The sequence below is a fragment of the Pseudolabrys sp. genome, assembly GCF_050250095.1.
Classification (GTDB): Bacteria; Pseudomonadota; Alphaproteobacteria; order Rhizobiales; family Xanthobacteraceae; genus Pseudolabrys.
This window is the reverse complement of the sequence record NZ_JBFWPH010000003.1, coordinates 597,388-617,266: the sequence shown is the minus strand read 5'-3', so window position 1 is coordinate 617,266 and position 19,879 is coordinate 597,388. Positions and strand designations below refer to the sequence as shown.

The following is a 19,879-nucleotide window of genomic DNA, read 5'->3' as shown; positions in this document are numbered from 1 at the left end:
TCATGGCCAGTGACATGAAGGGCCCGCTGCGGCCGACGCTCTATCGTTTCAAGCTCGGCGCGTTCGAGATGATGAACGTGCTCGACAGCTTGGCCGTGCGCGGCGGACTCGCCGACGTTCACGGCGGCGGCGCGGCGCCGGGCGAAGTGGCGGAACTGGCCAAGGCCCACAACATCGACCCCGACAGGTTCGAGCACCCCTTCGTTCCGGTCGTCGTCAACACCGGCAAGCAGGTCGTGCTGTTCGACACCGGAAACGGCTCGCTCGCCCGCGACAACGAGGCGCTCAAGGGCCGCGTGCCGGACGGCCATCTCGTCGAGCGGCTGGCGCAGGCCGGCTACAAGCCGGACGACATCGACGTCATCTGCATCACCCACTGCCACCCCGACCACATCGGCGGCAACATGAGCGCCGGCAAGGAAGTATTCCCCAAGGCGCGCTACGTCGTTGCCGCTGCCGAGTTCGACTACTGGAAGAAGAACGAGGGCATCAGCGACGCCCGCAAGCCGACGCAGATGCAGTTCACCAAGCTGATGGCGCCGCTCGCCGACAAGACCACCTTCATCAAGTCGGGCGATGAGGTGGTGCCCGGCATCCGCGCGGTCGATGCCTCAGGCCATTCGGCGGGCCTCACCGCCTTCCATGTCGAAAGCGCTGGCAAAAGCCTGCTGATCTGGGCCGATACCTGCCTGCACTATGTCTGCGCGCCGTCGCATCCGGAATGGACCATCGGCTTCGACGACGACCAGCAGAAGGCGGTCGCGACCCGCAAGCGCATCCTCGCCATGACCTCCGCCGAGAAGATGATGGTGACCGGCTTCCACATGCCGTTCCCGTCGATCGGCTGGATCGAAAAGGCCGGCAACGCCTATCGCTGGGTCCCGGCGACTTATCAGATGAATATCTGACCTCTACCCGCTCACCCCCGCGAAAGCGGGGGTCCACTCTGCAATAGCAGATGTTTGAGTTGGTTCTGGATTCCCGCTTTCGCGGGAATGAGCGGAGTTTCGATAATATCGGTTCGGTTTGTGCTTTACCGGTCCGCCAGCGCCAGCCGCAGCCCCAGCGCGATGAAGGCGCCGGCGAAAGTCCGCCGCAGCCAGGTCATCACCCGCGGCCGCGAGATCACGCGGTCGCGAAGCGATGCGGCGAACAGCCCGTAGCCGACGAACACGACGAAAGTCATCAGCATGAAGACCGCGCTCAGTTCGAGCATGCGGGCGAGCGGCTGCGCCTCATCGGCGCGGATGAACTGCGGCAGGAAGGCGAGGAAGAAGATCGACAGCTTCGGATTGAGGATGTTGATCAGCACGCCGGTCACCGCGACCTGCGCCGCCGAGCGGGCGTCAAGGTCGCTCTCCACCTTCAGCGCGCCACGTTCGCGCAACGTGTTCCACGCCATATAGAGCAGATAGGCGACGCCGACATATTTGAAGGTGTGGAACGCGACGGCGCTGGCGTGCAGCAGCGCCGCAAGGCCGAGGATCGCCGCCGCCATGTGCGGCACGATGCCGAGCGTGCAGCCGAACGCGGCAAACATGCTGGCGCGCGAGCCGCGCGAAAGCCCCGTCGCCAGCGTGTAGAGTACGCCGGTTCCCGGCGCGACGACGACGATCAGCGAGGTGATGAGGAATTCGAGGCTCACGCCTCTCCTCCTACTTGTTGGTCCAGTTCGGCTTACGCTTCTCGATAAAGGCTTTCATGCCTTCCTTCTGGTCGGCGGTGGCGAACAGCGAGTGGAACAGGCGGCGCTCGAAGGCAACGCCCTGCGCCAGCGTCGTCTCGAACGCGGCGTTGACCGCCTCCTTCGCCGCAAGCACCGACGGCAGCGACATATTGGCGATGGTATCGGCGACCTTCATCGCTTCCTCCATCAGCTTGTCGGCCGGCACCACGCGTGCGACGAGACCGGAGGCTTCAGCCTCCTTCGCGTCCATCATGCGGCCGGTCAGATTCATGTCCATTGCCTTGGCCTTGCCGATGGCGCGGGTGAGCCGCTGCGTGCCGCCGATTCCCGGAATGACGCCGAGCTTGATTTCCGGCTGGCCGAATTTGGCGTTGTCGGCGGCGATGACGATGTCGCACTGCATGGCAAGTTCGCAGCCGCCGCCGAGCGCGAAGCCGGCGACCGCCGCAACGATCGGCTTGCGGGCGCGCGAGGCGCGGTCCCAGGTGCCGGCGAAATTGCCCAGGAAGGCTTCGATAAACGTCTTGTCCGCCATCTCCTTGATGTCGGCGCCGGCGGCGAAGGCCTTCTCGCTGCCGGTGATGAGCATGCAGCCGATGCCGTCGTCCGCCTCGAAATCGTCGATCGCCTTCGACAGCTCGGCCTTGAGCGCCATGTTGAGCGCGTTGAGCGCTTGCGGACGGTTTAGCGTGATGACGCCGACACGGCCCTGCTTGTCGACAATGATGTTCTGGTAGCTCATGGCTCAACTCCTGCGACGGACGGCTTGGATCGTTATTTCTGGCACGCCGGGCACCAGAAGGTCGAGCGGCCGTTTTGCACGAAGCGACGGATGCTGCCCTTGCAGCCGCGCATGCGGCATTTCTCGCCTTCCCGGTCGTAGACCCGGAAATTGTGCTGGAACATGCCGAGTTCGCCGTCGGTCTGGCGGTGGTCGCGCAGCGAGGAGCCGCCGGCCGCGATGGCGTCGCTCAGCACTGCCTTGATGGCGTCGACCAGCGCATGAGCGCGCTCGTTCGGCGCACCCTTGCGGTCCGCAATCGTCGAGGCCTGCCGCTTCGGCGACAGGTGCGCGCGATAGAGCGCCTCGCAGACATAGATATTGCCGAGCCCGGCGACGATGGTCTGATCGAGCAGCGCGGCCTTGAGCGAGGTTTTCTTCCCGGCGCAGGCCGCCGCCAGCATCGCGGCATCGAACTGGTTGCCAAGCGGTTCGGGACCCAGCTCGCGCAGCAGTGGTTCGCGTTCCATCTCCGCGCGCTTGACCAGCTTCATCGAACCGAAGCGGCGCGGATCGTTGAAGGTCACCACCGCGCCGTTCGACATATGGAACACGACATGGTCGTGCGCGGCGAGCTTGCCCTTCTCATGATAATAGGCGCTGGCCTGCTCGTGGCCGACGCGAAACGAGCCGGACATGCCGAGATGCATGACGAGCACCTCGCCGGAAGACAGGTCCGCCAGCAGATATTTGGCGCGGCGACCGAGGCCGGTGACCGTCTCGCCCTCGAGCCGCGCGACAAAATCCTTCGGCAGCGGCCAGCGCAGATCGGCGCGGCGCGCCTCCACCTTGGCGAAGCGTGCGCCTTCCATGGCCGGCGCGAGGCCGCGGCGCACGGTTTCGACTTCGGGAAGCTCTGGCATGGTTAACCTGTCCGGGCGACAGACATAGCGCCCCTCTGGCTGCCGCGCTATGGTCCTGCCGGACAAGGATTATCGGCGATGACGGCCTCCCGGACACCTGAGCAGGACACCCATTTCGGCTACGAAACCGTGCCGCTTGGCGACAAGCAGGCCCGCGTGGACGAGGTGTTCCATTCGGTCGCCGGACGCTACGACCTGATGAACGACCTGATGTCCGGCGGCCTGCACCGCGCCTGGAAAGAGGCGATGGTGACGGCGGTGAACCCGCCGCGTTCGGACAAGCCGTTTAAGCTGCTCGACCTCGCCGGCGGCACCGGCGACATCGCGCAGCGGGTGGTCGATGCCGGCGGCGCGGGCCTCCACGTCACCGTGTTCGACATCAACGCCAACATGCTCGCGGTCGGCCGCGAGCGCGCGCAGAAGCGCAGCCTCGATGGCGTGATCGACTTCATCGAGGGCAATGCCGAGGAACTGCCGTTCCCGGACAACAGCTTCGACGCCGTGACGATCGCCTTTGGCATCCGCAACGTGCCCCGCATCCAGAGCGCGCTCGACGAAGCGCATCGCGTGTTGCGCATCGGCGGGCGGTTCCTCTGCCTCGAGTTCTCGTCAGTCGACACGCCCGGCCTCGACAAGCTCTACGAGCTTTATTCGTTCAACGTGATCCCGCGCGTCGGCGCGGCGGTGACCGGCGACCGCGCGGCCTATCAGTATCTCGTCGAGTCGATCCGCAAGTTTCCAAAGCCGAAAGCCTTCGCGCAGATGATCGAGCAGGCCGGCTTCCGCCGCGTCAGCTATACGCCGATGACCGGGGGCGTGGTCGCGCTGCATTCCGGCTGGCGTTTGTGATCGCCTTGCTGTCGCATACGACCCGACTCATTCGTGCCGGATATGTCTTCGCCCGCGAAGGCGTGTTCTCGCTGGCCGACACCGCCGGCATGCCGCTGCCGGCGCGATTCGGCATCGGCATCGCGCGGCTCATCGCGCGGCCGAGCGCGCGGTCCGGCGCGCGCGCGCCGGAGAGCCGGCTCGCCGCGGCGCTGACGCGACTCGGGCCGACTTACGTCAAGCTCGGTCAGTTCCTCGCCACGCGGCCGGACGTCGTCGGCACGGTGATCGCAAAAAATCTCGAAAGCCTGCAGGACCAGATGCCGCCCTTCCCGCAGACGCAGGCCGAGGCGACCGTCGCCGCGGCTCTGGAAATGCCTGTGTCGCAGGCCTTTGTGACATTCGGCCCGCCGGTCGCCGCCGCCTCCATCGCGCAAGTGCACAAGGCCGAGATCGAGACTCCTGAAGGCCGCAAGGCTGTCGCCGTGAAGGTGCTGCGGCCCAATGTCGAGCGGCGCTTCAAGGCCGACCTCGATGCGTTCTTCTTCGCCGCGCGCACCGCCGAGAAATTTTCGGCGGAAGCCCGGCGGCTGCGTTTCATCGAGATCGTGGCGACGCTGGCGCGCTCGGTCGCCATCGAAATGGATTTCCGTCTCGAGGCCGCCGCCCTCTCCGAGATGACGGAGAACGTTCGCGAGGATCAGGACTTCCGCGTGCCCGCCGTGAACTGGGATCTGACCGCGCGCGAAGTACTGACGCTGGAATGGATCGACGGCGTCAAGCTCAACAACCGCGAGGCGCTCGCCGCCGCCGGGCACGACCTGCCCGCGCTCGGCCGAAAGGTGATCCAGAGCTTTCTCCGCCACGCGCTGCGCGACGGTTTCTTTCATGCCGACATGCATCCCGGCAACCTGTTCGTCGATGCCGAAGGCCGGCTGGTCGCGGTCGATTTCGGCATCATGGGGCGACTAAGCCCGAAGGAACGACTGTTCCTCGCCGAAATCCTCTACGGCTTCATCACCCGCGACTACATGCGCACCGCGCAGGTGCATTTCGACGCCGGCTATGTGCCGCGTCATCATTCGGTCGAGAGCTTCGCGCAGGCGATCCGCGCCATCGGCGAACCGATCCATAACCGCACCGCCGAAGACATCTCGATGGCGAAGCTGCTGATGCTGCTGTTCGAGGTGACGGGCCTGTTCGACATGCGCACCCGGCCGGAACTGCTGCTGCTACAGAAGACGATGGTGGTGGTCGAAGGCGTCGCGCGCGGTCTTGATCCGAGACTCGATATGTGGAAAACCGCCGACCCGGTGGTGCGCGAATGGATGGCGCGGCACCTCGGCCCGGTCGGCAAGCTCGAGGACGCCGTCGAGGGCGCGAGCGAGATCGGCCGCTTCGTCGCCCAGGTGCCGGCCTTGCTCTCCCGCGCCGGCGCCCTGATGGACCAGCTCGACGCCGCCACCCGCAACGGACTGGTGCTGGCGCCGGAAACGATCGCCGCCATCGGCGCGGTCGAGGCCCGCCGAGACCGCTGGAAAACCTTAGGCTTATGGGCCATCGCGGCCGGGCTGGCCTGGCTGATCTATCTGGTGATATGATTGCACTGATTGCAGTGCAATCACCCCCAGACGGAGGCCGCCGCGTGGCCAGCATCACCATCCGCCAGCTCGACGAGGCGCTGAAGCAGCGGCTGCGGCTCCGCGCGGCGAAGAACGGCCGCTCGATGGAGGACGAGGTTCGCGTCCTGCTGCGCGAAGCGGCCGACGGCGAGACGCCCGCGCCGGCTGAAAAGCCGTCAGCCGGCAAAACCAGTGGCAAGCGCGCCGAGCCATCGTCGCACATGACGCGCGTGCTGCTCGTCGTCGGCGGCGGCATCGCCGCCTACAAGTCGCTCGATCTCATTCGCCGGATGCGCGAGCGCGACATGCATGTGCGCGTCATCCTCACCAAGGCCGCGCAGCAATTCATCACGCCGCTGTCGGCCGGCGCGATTGCCGGCGAGCGCGTCTTCACCGACCTGTTCGACGCCGATGGCGAGTTCGATGTCGGTCACATTCGCCTCGCGCGCGAGGCCGATCTGATCGTCGTTGCGCCGGCGACCGCCGACCTGATGGCGAAACTCGCCAACGGTCACGCTGACGATCTCGCTACCGCCGTCCTGCTCGCGACCGGCGCGCGCGTGCTGCTTGCGCCGGCGATGAACCCGCATATGTGGACAAACAAGGCGACGCAGCGCAATCGCGCGCGGCTCGAAGCGGACGGTTTCGCCTTCATCGGGCCCAACGAAGGCGAGATGGCGGAAAGCGGCGAGCGTGGCCGTGGCCGCATGGCGGAACCGCTTGAGATCGCGGGCGCCGTCGAGAAACTTCTTGCCACATCGTCCGAACGCCCGCTTGCAGGAAAGCGTGTCGTCATCACATCGGGCCCGACGCATGAGCCGATCGATCCGGTGCGCTACATCGCCAACCGTTCGTCCGGCAAGCAGGGCCACGCCATGGCGGCGGCGGCGGCGGCGGCGGGCGCGGAGGTGACGCTCGTCAGCGGACCCGTCACTTTGCCCGATCCCGCAGGGGTTTCCGTCATTCGTGTCGAAAGCGCGCGCGAGATGCTGGCCGCCGTCGAGAAGGCGCTGCCGGCCGACATCGCGATCTTCGCCGCCGCCGTCGCCGACTGGCGCGTCAAGGATGCCGGCAACCAGAAGATCAAGAAGGCGCCGGGCGCGCGCGCGCCCGACCTCGCACTGGTCGAGAACCCGGACATTCTCTCCACCGTCGCGCATCGCACGAAGCAAAGGCCGAAGCTCGTGATCGGTTTCGCCGCCGAGACGCAGAACGTCGTCGCCAACGCGCAGAAGAAGTTGCAGTCGAAAGCCTGCGACTGGATCGTCGCCAATGACGTGTCGCCGCAGACCGGCATCATGGGCGGCGACAGCAACACGGTGATGCTGGTCTCGGCGCAAGGCGTCGAGAACTGGCCGCCGCAATCCAAAGACGAGGTCGCGCGCATGCTGGTCGCGCGCATCGCGGACACTATCGTGGGGAAGAAAAAGACATGAGCGGCATCGAGGTCAAAGTCACGCGCCTGCCTCACGGCAAGGACCTGCCGTTGCCGGAGTATCAGACCGCGCACGCCGCCGGGCTCGACCTGCTCGCCGCCGTGCCGGCCGATGCGCCGCTCACCATCGCGCCGCGCGCCCGCGCGCTGGTGCCGACCGGCCTCGCCATTGCGCTGCCGCCCGGCATGGAGGCGCAGGTGCGCCCGCGTTCCGGGCTCGCCGCCAAGCAGGGCGTCACGGTGCTCAACGCGCCCGGCACCATCGACGCCGACTATCGCGGCGAGGTGCAGGTCATCCTCGTCAATCTCGGCGCCGAGCCGGTCGAGATCGCGCGCGGCATGCGGATCGCCCAGATGATCGTCGCCCCGGTTGTGCAGGCCCGCCTTGTCGAGGTCGCGTCGCTCGACGAAACCGGCCGCGGCGCCGGCGGCTTCGGCTCGACCGGCCGCTGATTTCCGGACCTCCGGAATCCGCCCTGATTTCAGGGCTTTGCTGCGGCGACGTTCACGGTCTGGACTCTTTCGGGCGGATTCCCGTTGGGGGTAAAGTCTGTTGATTCGCGGGCCGTTGTGGCGGACGTCGGCCCGCACTCCAGGGGCAATTCGGAATGCCGGAGACGATCCGGACGACGAACGAGAGGCTGCGTTCTCGTCCGCGGGGCGGCGGATTCGCCGCGTCGCTGGCCATCACGACCTGTCTGGCCGCCGGCACCGTGCCGGCGCACGCCCAAGGTGCCTCCGCGCTCGATCATGCGCTGACCGTGCTCTCCGGCCTCGGCCGGATGGAGATGACCGGGCTCGCGATGACGCTCGGCCTCACGCTGTTCGCCACGCTTGCGACCATCGTGCTGGTGCGCACCCGCGCCCGCGCCGCCCGCGCCGAGGCGCAGGCCCAGACGGAAAACGCCGCGCTGCGCGCCGAGACCGACCGGCTGCGCACGCTGCTGATGTCCGAGCCTCAGGTGCTGCTCGCCTGGAACAATGACGATGACGAGCCGGCGCTGACCGGCGATCCGAGCCCGTTTCTCCCCGGCGCCGACGCCAGGCGCCTGCTGGCTTTCAGCTCATGGCTCGCCCCGCGCGGCACGCGCCAGCTCGACGAAGCCCTGACGGCGCTGCGCAACGATGGCCGGGCTTTCCGTCTGACCGTTGCGACGCAGACCGACGAGCCGGTCGAAGCGGAGGGCCGCGTCGTCGCCGGCTGCGCGATCCTGCGGCTGCGTCCGGTCGGCGGCGTCGCCCGCGACCTCGCCGAGCTGAAAGCCCGCCATGACCTGATGCTCGGCACCGCGCAGACCTTGCGCGGCGTGATCGACGCGCTGCCGGCGCCGATCTGGGCGCATGACGACACCGGTCTCCTCACCTTCGTCAACGCCGCTTACGTCCGCGCCATCGAAGCCGCCGACGCGACCGAGGCGGTCGACAACGGCATCGAGATGTTCGACCGCGCCGGCCGTACCCAGATCGCGCAGTCCCGCGCCAAGGGCGAAACATTCACCGGCCGGCTGCCGGCGATCGTCGGCGGCCAGCGCCGCAATTACGACGTCGTCGATCTGCCGAGCGGCTTCGGCAGCGCCGGCATCGCGGTCGAAGCCACCGAGGTCGAGACCATGCGCGCCGAACTCGGCCGCATGATCGACGCCCACCGCCGCATCCTCGATGAAATGCCGACCGCGGTGGCGGTGTTCGACGCCCATCAGCAGCTCGCTTTCCATAACGCCGCCTATCGCGCGCTATGGGAACTCGACGCCGGTTTTCTCGAGCAGTCGCCGTCCGACAGCAGCGTGCTCGACCGTTTGCGCGCGGCGCGAAAACTCCCGGAAGAACACGACTTCCGGCAATGGAAGGCCAAGCTTCACGAAGCCTATCGCGCGGTCGAACCGCACGAGACGATGTGGCACCTGCCGGATGGCCGCAGCCTGCGCGTCGTCACCATGCCCAATCCGCAAGGCGGCGTGATCTATCTGTTCGAGGATGTCAGCGAGCGGCTTGCGATGGCGCGCCGCTACGACGCGCTCATCAAGGTGCAGAGCGAGACGCTCGATCACCTGAAGGAAGCCGTCGCGGTGTTCGGCAGCGACGGCCGCGTGCGGCTGCACAACCCCGCCTTCGAGACGATGTGGAAATTCGCCGCCGGCACGCTCGGCGAGCGCCCGCATGCCGACGCCGTCACCGCCTGGTGCCAGGCGCAGCATGACGACAACACGATCTGGCGCGCCCTCAAGGGCGCGGTGACGGCCATCGACAACCGCCAGCCGACGCAGGCGCGCATCGAGCGCCGCGACGGCATGGTGATCGATTGCGCGACGTTGCCGCTGCCGGACGGCGCAACGCTGGTGACGTTCCAGGACGTCACCGCGTCGGTGAATGTCGAGCGCGCGCTGCGCGAACGCAACGAGGCGCTGGAAGCCGCCGACGAGACGAAGATCGAGTTCGTCCATCACGTGTCCTACGAGCTGCGCTCGCCGCTCACCAACATCATCGGCTTCGCGCATCTGCTCGACGATCCGGCATTCGGCACGCTGACGCCGAAGCAGCGCGAATATCTCGGCTACATCACCACCTCGACCAACGCGCTGCTCGCGATCATCAACAACATCCTCGACCTCGCCACCATCGACGCCGGCGCGATGACGCTCAATCTCGGCGCCGTCGACATCCGCTCCGCGGTGGAAGCCGCCGCCGAGGGCGTGCAGGACCGGCTGGTGCAGGGCCATATCCGGCTCGACATCAACGTCGCGCCGGGCCTCGGCAGCTTCGTCGCCGACGAGCGCCGCGTGCGGCAGGTGCTGTTCAACCTGCTCTCCAACGCGGTCGGCTTCTCGCCGCCCGGCGAAGCCGTAACGCTGTCGGCGGAGCGCAATGACGGCGTCATCGTGTTCAAGGTGACCGACCGCGGGCCCGGCATCCCGACCGATGCGATGGACCGGGTGTTCGACTGGTTCGAAACAAATTCGTTCGGTTCGCACCACCGCGGCGCCGGCCTCGGCCTGTCGCTGGTGCGATCCTTCGTCGAACTGCACCACGGCACGGTGACGATCGACTCCGAGGTCGGCCGCGGTACCACGGTGACCTGCGCGTTCCCGCTCGACCAGACCGCCGAACGCAGCGCCGCCTGAGAGCCGCTGGCCTCGCGGGCCTCGCGCCGCCTATAAAGGCCGGGCAGAGGACGACCGATTCGATGACTTCCACCAGCACCGCTGCTGCAAGCTTCACGGTGGCGCTCGCCGACGAGCGGGCAACCCACCGGCTCGCAGTCGACGTCGCGGCCATGCTCGCGCCCGGCGACACCATCACGCTGTCCGGCGATCTCGGCGCCGGCAAGACGACGTTTGCGCGCGCGCTGATCCGCCGGCTCGCCAGTGACCGCGCCCTCGAGGTGCCGAGCCCGACCTTCACGCTGATCCAGACCTACGACCTGCCGCGCTTTCCGGTTGCGCATATCGACCTGTTCCGCGTCTCGGACAGCGCCGAGCTTGCCGAGATCGGCATCGACGACCTGACCGACAAGACCGTGACGCTGATCGAATGGCCGGAGCGCGCCGCAAGCCTCTTGCCCGAGAACCGCTTCGACATCGCGCTCTCGCTGTCGCCGCAACAGGGCTCGCGCCACCGCAACGCGACGCTCACCGGCTACGGGACCTGCGCGCCGCGGGCCGAGCGCATCGCGGCGATGCGCGCCTTCATCGAGCGCTGCGGCCTGGCCGACGCCGAGCGCAAGCACATGCAGGGCGACGCCTCGACCCGCGCCTATGAGCGGTTTGTCCACGGCGGACACTCCTATGTGCTGATGAACGCGCCGCGCCGGCCGGACGGCCCGCCGGTGCGCGACGGCAAGCCCTACAGCACCATCGCGCACCTGGCCGAAGACGTCACGCCGTTCGTCGCGATGGCGAATGCGCTGCGCAGCCGCGGCTTTTCCGCGCCCGCCGTGCTCGCCGCCGACCGCGCCGCCGGCTTCCTGCTCATCGAGGATCTTGGGCATGAGGGTGTCGTGGCCGGCACACCGCCGGCGCCGATCGAGGAGCGTTACGCCGCGGCGGCCGACCTGCTCGCCGCGCTTCACGCCATGCAGTTGCCGGCGACCATCCCGGTCGAGGCCGGCGTGGATTACACGTTGCCGCCCTACGACATCGAGGCCCTGCTGATCGAAGCCGAACTGCTGACCGACTGGTATCTGCCGATGCTCGGCGCGCCGATGTCGGTGACGCGCAAGCGCGACTATCTTGCGCTGTGGCGGGAAGCATTGACGCCGGCGCTGCAGGGGCCGCCGACCTGGGTAATGCGCGACTATCACTCGCCGAACCTGCTGTGGCTTCCCGACCGCAAGGACCGTGCCCGCGTCGGCCTCCTCGACTTCCAGGACGCGGTGATGGGCTCGCCGGCCTACGATCTTGCCTCGCTGTTACAAGACGCCCGCGTGGACGTGTCCGAGATGACCGAGATCACGTTGCTCAGCCGCTACACCCGCGCGCGGCTCACCGCCAATGCTGGCTTTGACGCGCCGGGCTTTGCGCAATGCTACGCCGCGCTGGCGGCGCAGCGCGCCTCGAAAATCCTCGGCATCTTCGCGCGGCTCGACCGGCGCGACGGCAAACCGCAATATTTGCGACATATCCCGCGGGTATGGGGCTATCTGCAGCGTTCGCTGGAGCATCCCGCGCTGGCGCCGCTGAAAGCCTGGTACGCGACCAATGTGCCGGCATTGAAACCGCTCTGACACGGACTCTTCCGAACGACCTCATGACCGACAGACCGCAAGGCGCTCCCCGTTCCGCGATGGTTCTGGCCGCCGGCCTCGGCACGCGGATGCGGCCGCTGACCGACACCATGCCGAAGCCGATGGTCAAGGTCGGCGGCAAGACGCTGCTCGACCACATGCTCGATCGGCTGGCGCAGGCCGGCGTCGAGACCGCGGTGCTCAACGTCCACTATCTTGCGGATCAGATCGTGCGGCATGTCGAAGGCCGCGCCAAACCCCGCTGCGTCATTTCCGACGAGCGGCAGCAACTGCTCGGCACCGGCGGCGGCGTGGTCAAGGCGCTGCCGCTGATCGGCAACGCGCCGTTCTTCCACGTCAATGCCGACACGCTGTGGATCGACGGCGTCAAGCCGAACCTCGTCCGCCTCGCCGAAGCCTTCGACCCGGCCACGATGGATGCGCTTCTACTGCTCGCGCCGTCGTCGGGCAGCGTCGGCTACGACGGCCGCGGCGATTACACGATGGCGCCGAACGGCCGCCTGCAGCGGCGCGGCGAGCGCGATGTCGCGCCCTTCGTCTTTGCCGGCGCGGCGATCCTGTCGCCCGCCCTGTTCAACGATGCGCCGCGGGGCGAATTCGCGCTGACCAAACTGTTCGACCGCGCCGGGGAAGCCGGGCGGCTGCACGGCCTGCGCCTCGAAGGCCAATGGATGCATGTCGGCACCCCGGAGGCCATCGGCGAAGCCGAAGCCGCGATCGCGGCCAGCACGGATTGACTCTCTGACCGCTCACCCCCGCGAAAGCGGGGGTCCATAACAGAACACGACTGCTGCTCAGTGCGCCTCTGGATTCCCGCTTTCGCGGGAATGAGCGGAGTTTGTTTACACTGGACCCCTGCAGCAAACCGGGCGAATCTCCGTTTCCGATGGCCCCACCCAAAGCCAACGTCTTCAACATCCCCGCCTCCGCGCCGTTTTTGCCGGTGCTGATCCGCGCATTGCGCGACGGCAGGCTGATCGAGGGTTTCCCCGACCGTGGCGATCCGCTGTCGCTCGGACGCGCGACGATTTATCTGCCGACGCGGCGCGCCTGCCGGCTCGCCCGGGACATCTTCCTCGACATCACCGGCGACAGCGCCGCGATCCTGCCGCGCATCGTGCCGCTCGGCGACATCGACGAGGACGAGCTGATTTTCGCCGAGATGCTTGGCCCGCTCGCCGCGCCGGCGCTGGAATTGCCGGAGACGCTCGACCCGCTGTCGCGCCGGCTGCGTCTTGCCGAGTTGGTGTCCCGCTGGGCGGCGAGCGCGGGGATGACCGGCGCGCAGGGCACGCCGCTTGTCGCCAACACGCCGGGATCGGCGCTCGGCCTTGCCGACGATCTGGCCCGGCTGATGGACGACATGACGACGCGCGGCGTCGGCTGGGACAAGCTCGACGGCCTGGTGCCGGACGATCTCGACCGGTTCTGGCAGCAATCGCTCGCGTTCCTGCGCGGCGTGTTGCCGCACTGGAACCAGTATCTGACCGACAACGGGCTGATCGAACCGGCGGCGCGGCGCGACCGGCTGATCGCGGCGGAAGCCGCGCGGATCGCCCGCGACGGCACGCCGGTGATCGCGGCCGGCTCGACCGGTTCGATGCCGGCGACCGCTGCATTGCTCGCCACCATCGCCACGCTGCCGCACGGCGCGCTGGTGCTGCCGAGTCTCGACATGGATCTCGACGAAGCCTCGTGGCGCGCCATCGCCGGCGACGGCAAGGCGGCAGCGCATGACGGCGGCACGCCCGCGGCGGGACACCCGCAATTCGCCATGCAGGCATTGCTCACCCGGATCGGCACCGCCCGCGAGGCGGTGCGGGAACTCGGAGCCCGCGCCCCGCGCGAGCGGATGATCTCGGAGGCAATGCGGCCGGCGCAAACGACCGAACAATGGCGCACGCGGCTCAACGGCGACGATTTCGCAGCGGCGGCCGACGCCGCCTTCAGGAATGTCGTCGTCGTCGAGGCGGCCAATGTCGAGGAGGAAGCGCTGGCGATCGCGGTCGCGCTGCGCGAAGCGGTCGCGACACCGGACAAGACCGCCGCACTGGCGACGCCGGACCGCGCGCTCGCGCGCCGCGTCGTTGCCGCGCTCGCGCGATGGAACGTGCCTGTCTACGAATCCGGCGGCGACCGGCTGCCCGATACACCGGCGGGAGTGTTCGCGCGTCTCGCAACGGACACCGCGGCCAGCCATCTCGCGCCGGTGCCGTTGCTCGCGCTTGTGAAGCATTCCCTGCTGCGGCTCGGCCGGCCGCGAGGCGGCTGGACGCAAGGCATCGTCGCGCTCGAACGTGCGATCCTGCGCGGACCGCGGCCGCGCGCCGGCTCGGACGGACTGGCGCACGCACTGGCGACGTTCATGTCCGAACTCGCGCGGCACAAGGCCGGCGAGCGCGACATCTTTCATCGCAGCGACCCCCGGCTGACGATTGCCGAGACCGATCTCGCTGCGGCCACCGAGCTCGTCGCGGCGTTGCAGGCCGCGCTGACGCCGCTCGAAAGCGCCGGGATCGAGACGCTGACGCTCGCGCAGTTCGCCGGGCGTCACCGCGACGCCGTCGCCGCGCTGTCGCAGGACGATGCGGGCCTGGCAGCCGCATTCGCCGGCCAGGACGGCCATGCGCTCGCGCGCGCCTTCGAGACGCTGATCGACAACAGCGCCGCGCAGGTGCTGTCCGTCACCGCCGCCGACTATCCGGAGAGCTTCGATGCCGTCGCGGCGAGCGCCATCGTGCGCCAGCCGGAGCCGGCCGGCGTGCGGGTGCATGTCTTCGGCCTGCTCGAAGCCCGGCTGCAATCGGTCGACCGTCTCGTGCTGGGCGGGCTGAACGAAGGCGTCTGGCCGCCGGAGATTCGCGGCGATCCATGGCTGTCGCGGCCGATGCGCCATCGGCTCGGCCTCGATCTTCCCGAGCGGCGCATCGGCCTCGCCGCGCACGATTTCGCGCAAGGCTTCGGCGCCGGCGAAGTGTTCCTCACCCGCGCCGGCAAGGTGGCCGGCGCACCTTCCGTTGCCTCGCGCTTCCTGCAGCGGCTCGCCGCCGTCGCGGGCGCGCAACGCTGGCAGGGCGCGAAGGATCGCGGCGCGCAGTATCTGCAATGGGCGCACGGCCTCGATACGCCGGCCACGCCGCCGCCCGAAGCGAAAGCGCCCGCGCCGATGCCGCCGCGCGAGGCGCGGCCGACACGGCTTTCCGTCACCGACATCGAGAACTGGCTGCGCGATCCCTATACGATCTACGCAAAGCATGTGCTTCGCCTCGCCCCGCTCGACGCCGTCGACACCGAGCCGGGCGCCGCCGACCGCGGCAGCGTCATCCACGCGGCGATCGGCGAATTCACGCAGACCTACGCGACGGCGCTGCCGAAGCAGCCGCTTCACGAGTTGATTGCGATCGGCCGGAAACATTTCGCGAAGCTCGCCGATTATCCGGAAGCCACCGCGTTCTGGTGGCCGCGGTTCGAGCGCATCGCGCAATGGTTTGTCGGCTGGGAGCGCGACCGCCGCACCGATCTCGACGCGGTCTATGGCGAGATTTCCGGCAGCATCCCGATTCCTCTCAAGGACGGTGACTTCACGCTGTCGGCCCGCGCCGACCGCATCGAAAAGCGCAAGGGCGGCGGCTATACCGTCATCGACTACAAGACGGGGCGGCACCGCACCGAACCGCAGGTGCGCACCGGCCTCGCGCCCCAGCTGACGCTGGAAGCCGCGATCCTCCAGCACGGCGGCTTCAGCTATGTGCCGAAAGGGCCGGTGGAAGAGCTGCTCTACATTCTGCTCAAGGGCGGCGAGCCGGCCGGCGACGACAAGCCGGTGAAATTCAGGGACGGCACCACGCAGACGCAGGCCGAGCACGCACTGACACGGCTGACCGAACTGGTGCGCAGGTTTGACGACGCGGCGACGCCGTATCGTTCGCTGGTGCATCCGATGTGGACGACACATTACGGCGACTACGACCACCTCGCCCGCGTCAAGGAATGGTCGGCGACCGGCGGCAGCGGCGAGGACGGCGAATGAGCGGCGCCCGCATCATTCCGCGCGACGCGCTCGACAGGCAACTCGCAGCCGCCGACCCGGAGGCGTCGGTCTTCGTCTCGGCCAATGCCGGCTCCGGCAAGACCCATGTTCTGGTCCAGCGCGTGATCAATCTGCTGCTGCAGGGCGCCGACCCGTCGACCATCCTCTGCATCACCTACACGAAGGCCGCCGCCGCCAACATGTCGAGCCGCGTGTTCGGCACGCTGGCCAACTGGACGACACTCGACGACGCCGCGCTTGATAAAGCGATCCGCGAGTCGTCCAACGTTGCACCGAATGCCGCGACGCGCGCCCGCGCGCGGCGGCTGTTCGCACGGGCGCTGGAAACGCCGGGCGGCCTGAAGGTGCAAACCATTCACGCCTTCTGCACGCGGCTGCTGCACCAGTTCCCGTTCGAAGCCGACGTCGCCGCCCGCTTCACGGTGATGGACGAGGCGCAAACGGGACAGCTTCTCACCCAGCTGACGATGGACGTGCTGCTCGACGCCGCCGCAGCGCCGGAGAGCGAAGCCGGCCTCGCACTCGCCGCGGCCATCGGCTTCGCCGCCGACCAGACGCTGAAGGACGTCATCGCCGACGCGATCCGCAATCGCGAAACGCTGATCGCATGGTTCGACCGCGCCGGCGGCTTCGACCCGGCGATCGACGAGTTGTCCAGTGTGCTCGGCGTCGCATCCGACGCGTCCTTGCAAGCCATTGAAAGTGAATATCTTTCCGGTTCGCTCATTGGCGAGGAGCGCTGGACCGATCTTGCCGCGGCGTTCGCGTCCGGCTCCAGCAACGACCGGAAACTCGGCGTCTCGCTCGCCGCCGCAAGCGCCGCAGGAGGCCGCGACCGCATCGAGGCCTATCGCGGCGTTTTTCTCACCGGCTCACTCGGCCCGCGAAAAACGCTGCTGACCAAGAAACTCGCGGAGGCGCATCCGGACTGGAACGACCTGCTCTACCGCGAGCAGGCGCGGATCCTCGCGCTGCTGTCGCAGGAGCATGCCGTCACCGCACGCGACCGCACCCGGGCCATGCTGACCATCGCCCGCGAGGTGATCGGCCGTTACCGCCGCGAGAAGGATCGCCGCGCGCTGCTCGACTATGAAGACCTGATCGAGAAGGTCGCCCATCTGTTCGGCAACACCGCGGCGGCCTGGGTTCTCTACAAGCTCGACGCCGGCATCGATCATGTGCTGATCGACGAGGCGCAGGACACCAGCCCAAAGCAGTGGGACATTATCCGCACCATCGTCTCGGAATTCACGCCGGGCGGCGCGCGCGCCAATACGAGGCGCACGGTGTTCGCGGTCGGTGACGACAAGCAATCGATTTTCTCGTTTCAGGGCGCAAGGCCGCGCGAGTTCGATCAGGCGCGGCGCGCCTTCAAGCAACAGTTCGAAAGCTCCCGGCAGGGCTGGCGGGATATCCAGCTCGACTTTTCATTCCGCTCCGGACAAAACGTCCTCGATGCGGTCGATGCGGTATTCCAGACCGAGGAGATTTTTCAGAGCGTTACCGTTGATCGCGACCGCCCGTTAAGGCACGCGGCTTTGCCAAAAGTTGCGCCCGGCGTCGTCGAAATCTGGCCGATGATCGCGCCACCGGAGAAGCGTCAGATCGAAGGCTGGGACGCCCCGTTCGACACCGTGAGCGAGCAGAGCCCGGCGGTGCAGCTGGCCCGCCGCATCGCCGCCACCGTAAAGGTCTGGATGACCAACGGCGAAAATCCTCGCGACGTTCTTATCCTCGTGCGGCAACGCAACGCGCTGTTCGAAGCGGTGATCCGCGCGCTCAAGCAGGCCGGGATTCCGGTGGCCGGCGCGGATCGGCTGGTGCTGACCGAGCACATCGCCGTCATGGACCTGCTGGTGCTCGCCGACGCGCTGTTGATGCCGGACGACGATCTCGCGCTGGCGACGGCGCTGAAAAGCCCCCTGTTCAATTTCGACGACGACCAGTTGTTCAAGCTCGCCTGGCAGCGGCAGGCGTCGCTGCGAAACACGTTGCGCGCCAAAGCGGGCGACGACGCAATGTTCGAGGCTGCGTCACGAGCGCTCGACGAGCTTGAAGCCGCCTCGAGCGCGATGTCGCCTTTTGCCTTCTATGCGCATGTGCTTGGGCGGCGGCGCGGCCGCAAAAGCATTCTCGCCCGGCTCGGCCCCGAAGCCGCCGATGCGCTCGACGAATTCCTCAACCTCGCGCTCGACTACGAAGCGCGCGAGACGCCATCCCTGCAAGGCTTCGTGCACTGGCTGCGCGCCGCGCAAAGCGAGATCAAGCGCGACATGGAACTTGGGCGCGACGAAGTGCGGGTGATGACCGTGCACGGCGCCAAGGGACTTGAAGCGAAGAACGTCATCCTTGCCGACACTACCGGCAAGCCGAGCGGCCCCCGCGACCCGCGCCTGCTTACGCTGTCATTGCCCAAAGCGGCGCCCGGCGCAGCCGCGACGGTCTGGGCGACCGCCAAGGCGGCCGACACAGAGGCGATGGGCGCCGCGCGCAGCGCCGCGCAAGGCGAAGCGGAAAACGAGTATCGCCGCTTACTCTACGTCGCGATGACGCGCGCCGCCGAGCGGCTCGTCATCTGCGGAGCACGCGGCAGCCGCGAGCCGCCGGACGGCTGCTGGTATCAACTCGTCGAGACCGCATTGGCTGCTGAGAGCGTCGCCGAGCCGGCCGACGCCGGCGACGGCGAGGTGTTGCGATTCTACAAGGAGCAGCCGCGGGATCGCGCCGCCTCCACCGCGACCGCACCGGTACCACTCGCGGCACCGGCGCAACCGCCCTGGCTCACGGCGCTCGCAGCGGCGGAGCCGCCGTCGCGGCGGCACGTCACGCCGTCCGATGCCGACCCAACCCACGTCGCGCGGCCGACGTCCGACCCCGAGGCGCGCAAGCGCGCGCTCAAACGCGGCACGCTGATCCATCGCCTGCTGCAATCGCTTCCGGATATCGCGCCGGAATATCGCAAGGAAGCCGCGCGGAGTTTCCTCGAGCGCGCGGCAAAGGAGTTTCAGCCGGACGAGCGCGACGCCGTGACCGAGCAGGCCTTGCGCCTGATCGGCGATGCGCGCTTCACCGCATTGTTCGCGTCCGCCAGCCGCGCCGAGGCGCCGATTGTCGGCCGCATCTCCCGCGCCGGGCAGCCGGCGCTCGCGGTGTCCGGTCAGGTCGACCGGTTGGCGGTTACCGCCGATGAGGTTCTGATCGCCGACTACAAGACCAACCGGCCGGCGCCGCGCACGGTCGATGAGGCGATGAGTCGTTTTCCGTCCTACGCTGCCCAGCTTGCCCTCTATCGCGCGGCGCTCGCCCAACTCTATCCCATGAAACGCGTGCGGGCGGCGCTGGTCTGGACTGATGTTCCTGATTTCATGGAGCTTTCGAGCGAGGCGCTGGACGCCGCGCTGGCGCGGGTCACCTCCGCGTGAGGCTGCCTTGACGCTGCGGAAGCCCATTCATAGGTTCTGCCATCGACTCAAAGAGCGCACGCTGTGCGCCGTTCCAATTCAATTGCATGAGGTGCTCCCATGGCCGTCGGCAAGGTGTCAGACGCTGATTTCGAATCGCAGGTTCTCAAGGCGGACGGCCCGGTCGTCGTCGATTTCTGGGCGGAATGGTGCGGCCCGTGCCGCATGATCGCGCCCGCGCTGGAGGAGATCGCCGGCGAGGTCGGTGACAAGGTCAAGATCGTCAAGCTGAACGTCGACGAGAACCCGAACACCGCGTCGAAATACGGCATCATGTCGATCCCGACGCTGCTGATGTTCAAGGGCGGCGAGATCGCCTCGCGCCAGGTCGGCGCGGCGCCCAAGCAGAAGCTGGCGCAGTGGATTTCGGGCGGCTGATCGCCGCTCTTAAAACAGGTTTCATGACGGCC

General features: G+C 67.8%; 14 protein-coding genes. 11 read left to right on the top strand and 3 right to left on the bottom strand.

The genetic code is table 11. The annotated features are described in order from the left end of the window. Window positions 1-2 precede the first annotated feature (2 nt). Complete coding sequence (locus AB7F10_RS12455) at window positions 3-908, top strand: MBL fold metallo-hydrolase (RefSeq protein ID WP_428561346.1); 906 nt, start codon at window positions 3-5, stop codon at window positions 906-908. A 125-nt stretch (window positions 909-1,033) separates the two neighbouring features. Here the strand turns inward: AB7F10_RS12455 and AB7F10_RS12450 are convergent, their stop codons facing one another. The 3 genes from AB7F10_RS12450 to mutM are packed head-to-tail and all read right to left on the bottom strand — an operon-like array spanning window position 1,034 to window position 3,331. Beyond that, window positions 1,034-1,645 (bottom strand): LysE family translocator, encoded by a 612-nt coding sequence (locus tag AB7F10_RS12450; RefSeq protein WP_428561343.1) that lies wholly within the window; start codon window positions 1,643-1,645, stop codon window positions 1,034-1,036. 10 nt (window positions 1,646-1,655) lie between these two features. Next, the gene (locus AB7F10_RS12445) at window positions 1,656-2,429 is read right to left on the bottom strand and encodes an enoyl-CoA hydratase (RefSeq protein ID WP_428561341.1); all 774 of its coding nucleotides are present in this window, start codon (window positions 2,427-2,429) and stop codon (window positions 1,656-1,658) included. Window positions 2,430-2,461: 32 nt separating this feature from the next. Continuing rightward, on the bottom strand, window positions 2,462-3,331 hold the full coding sequence (gene mutM, locus AB7F10_RS12440) for a bifunctional DNA-formamidopyrimidine glycosylase/DNA-(apurinic or apyrimidinic site) lyase (protein WP_428561339.1): 870 nt from the start codon (window positions 3,329-3,331) through the stop codon (window positions 2,462-2,464). Window positions 3,332-3,409: 78 nt separating this feature from the next. Here mutM and ubiE point away from each other — a divergent pair, with 78 nt between their 5' ends. From ubiE to trxA, 10 genes are all read left to right on the top strand, one after another. Then, window positions 3,410-4,180 carry a bifunctional demethylmenaquinone methyltransferase/2-methoxy-6-polyprenyl-1,4-benzoquinol methylase UbiE gene (gene ubiE / locus AB7F10_RS12435; RefSeq protein WP_428561336.1) on the top strand — a complete coding sequence of 257 codons (771 nt, stop codon included), beginning with the start codon at window positions 3,410-3,412 and terminating at the stop codon, window positions 4,178-4,180. Beyond that, entirely contained in the window at window positions 4,177-5,760 is a 1,584-nt protein-coding gene (gene ubiB, locus AB7F10_RS12430; RefSeq protein WP_428561333.1) for a 2-polyprenylphenol 6-hydroxylase, read from the top strand. Before ubiE ends, ubiB begins: the two co-directional genes overlap by 4 nt. A 44-nt stretch (window positions 5,761-5,804) precedes the next feature. After that, window positions 5,805-7,217, top strand: coding sequence for a bifunctional phosphopantothenoylcysteine decarboxylase/phosphopantothenate--cysteine ligase CoaBC (gene coaBC / locus AB7F10_RS12425; RefSeq protein WP_428561330.1), 1,413 nt, complete (start codon window positions 5,805-5,807; stop codon window positions 7,215-7,217). Next, window positions 7,214-7,669 (top strand): dUTP diphosphatase, encoded by a 456-nt coding sequence (dut, locus tag AB7F10_RS12420; protein ID WP_428561328.1) that lies wholly within the window; start codon window positions 7,214-7,216, stop codon window positions 7,667-7,669. The genes coaBC and dut overlap by 4 nt, the downstream gene beginning before the upstream one ends. A 155-nt stretch (window positions 7,670-7,824) precedes the next feature. Then, entirely contained in the window at window positions 7,825-10,335 is a 2,511-nt protein-coding gene (locus AB7F10_RS12415; RefSeq protein WP_428561326.1) for a PAS-domain containing protein, read from the top strand. Window positions 10,336-10,397: 62 nt separating this feature from the next. Then, window positions 10,398-11,936 carry a tRNA (adenosine(37)-N6)-threonylcarbamoyltransferase complex ATPase subunit type 1 TsaE gene (gene tsaE / locus AB7F10_RS12410; protein ID WP_428561323.1) on the top strand — a complete coding sequence of 513 codons (1,539 nt, stop codon included), beginning with the start codon at window positions 10,398-10,400 and terminating at the stop codon, window positions 11,934-11,936. A gap of 23 nt (window positions 11,937-11,959) precedes the next feature. After that, window positions 11,960-12,694 carry a nucleotidyltransferase family protein gene (locus AB7F10_RS12405; protein ID WP_428561321.1) on the top strand — a complete coding sequence of 245 codons (735 nt, stop codon included), beginning with the start codon at window positions 11,960-11,962 and terminating at the stop codon, window positions 12,692-12,694. Window positions 12,695-12,843: 149 nt separating this feature from the next. Then, on the top strand, window positions 12,844-15,987 hold the full coding sequence (gene addB / locus AB7F10_RS12400; RefSeq protein ID WP_428561319.1) for a double-strand break repair protein AddB: 3,144 nt from the start codon (window positions 12,844-12,846) through the stop codon (window positions 15,985-15,987). Continuing rightward, window positions 15,984-19,430: a double-strand break repair helicase AddA gene (addA, locus tag AB7F10_RS12395; RefSeq protein WP_428561317.1), complete on the top strand. Its 3,447-nt coding sequence runs from the start codon at window positions 15,984-15,986 to the stop codon at window positions 19,428-19,430. The genes addB and addA overlap by 4 nt, the downstream gene beginning before the upstream one ends. A gap of 99 nt (window positions 19,431-19,529) precedes the next feature. After that, entirely contained in the window at window positions 19,530-19,847 is a 318-nt protein-coding gene (trxA, locus tag AB7F10_RS12390) for a thioredoxin (RefSeq protein WP_428561315.1), read from the top strand. Window positions 19,848-19,879 lie beyond the last annotated feature (32 nt).

Excerpts from the sequence above, each read along its gene's own strand:
- AB7F10_RS12455 (WP_428561346.1), top strand. The coding sequence starts at position 3 with ATGGCCAGTGACATGAAGGGCCCGCTGCGGCCGACGCTCTATCGTTTC.
- AB7F10_RS12445 (WP_428561341.1), bottom strand. The coding sequence starts at position 2,429 with ATGAGCTACCAGAACATCATTGTCGACAAGCAGGGCCGTGTCGGCGTC.
- mutM (WP_428561339.1), bottom strand. The coding sequence starts at position 3,331 with ATGCCAGAGCTTCCCGAAGTCGAAACCGTGCGCCGCGGCCTCGCGCCG.
- ubiE (WP_428561336.1), top strand. The coding sequence starts at position 3,410 with ATGACGGCCTCCCGGACACCTGAGCAGGACACCCATTTCGGCTACGAA.
- dut (WP_428561328.1), top strand. The coding sequence starts at position 7,214 with ATGAGCGGCATCGAGGTCAAAGTCACGCGCCTGCCTCACGGCAAGGAC.
- AB7F10_RS12415 (WP_428561326.1), top strand. The coding sequence starts at position 7,825 with ATGCCGGAGACGATCCGGACGACGAACGAGAGGCTGCGTTCTCGTCCG.
- tsaE (WP_428561323.1), top strand. The coding sequence starts at position 10,398 with ATGACTTCCACCAGCACCGCTGCTGCAAGCTTCACGGTGGCGCTCGCC.
- AB7F10_RS12405 (WP_428561321.1), top strand. The coding sequence starts at position 11,960 with ATGACCGACAGACCGCAAGGCGCTCCCCGTTCCGCGATGGTTCTGGCC.
- addB (WP_428561319.1), top strand. The coding sequence starts at position 12,844 with ATGGCCCCACCCAAAGCCAACGTCTTCAACATCCCCGCCTCCGCGCCG.
- addA (WP_428561317.1), top strand. The coding sequence starts at position 15,984 with ATGAGCGGCGCCCGCATCATTCCGCGCGACGCGCTCGACAGGCAACTC.
- trxA (WP_428561315.1), top strand. The coding sequence starts at position 19,530 with ATGGCCGTCGGCAAGGTGTCAGACGCTGATTTCGAATCGCAGGTTCTC.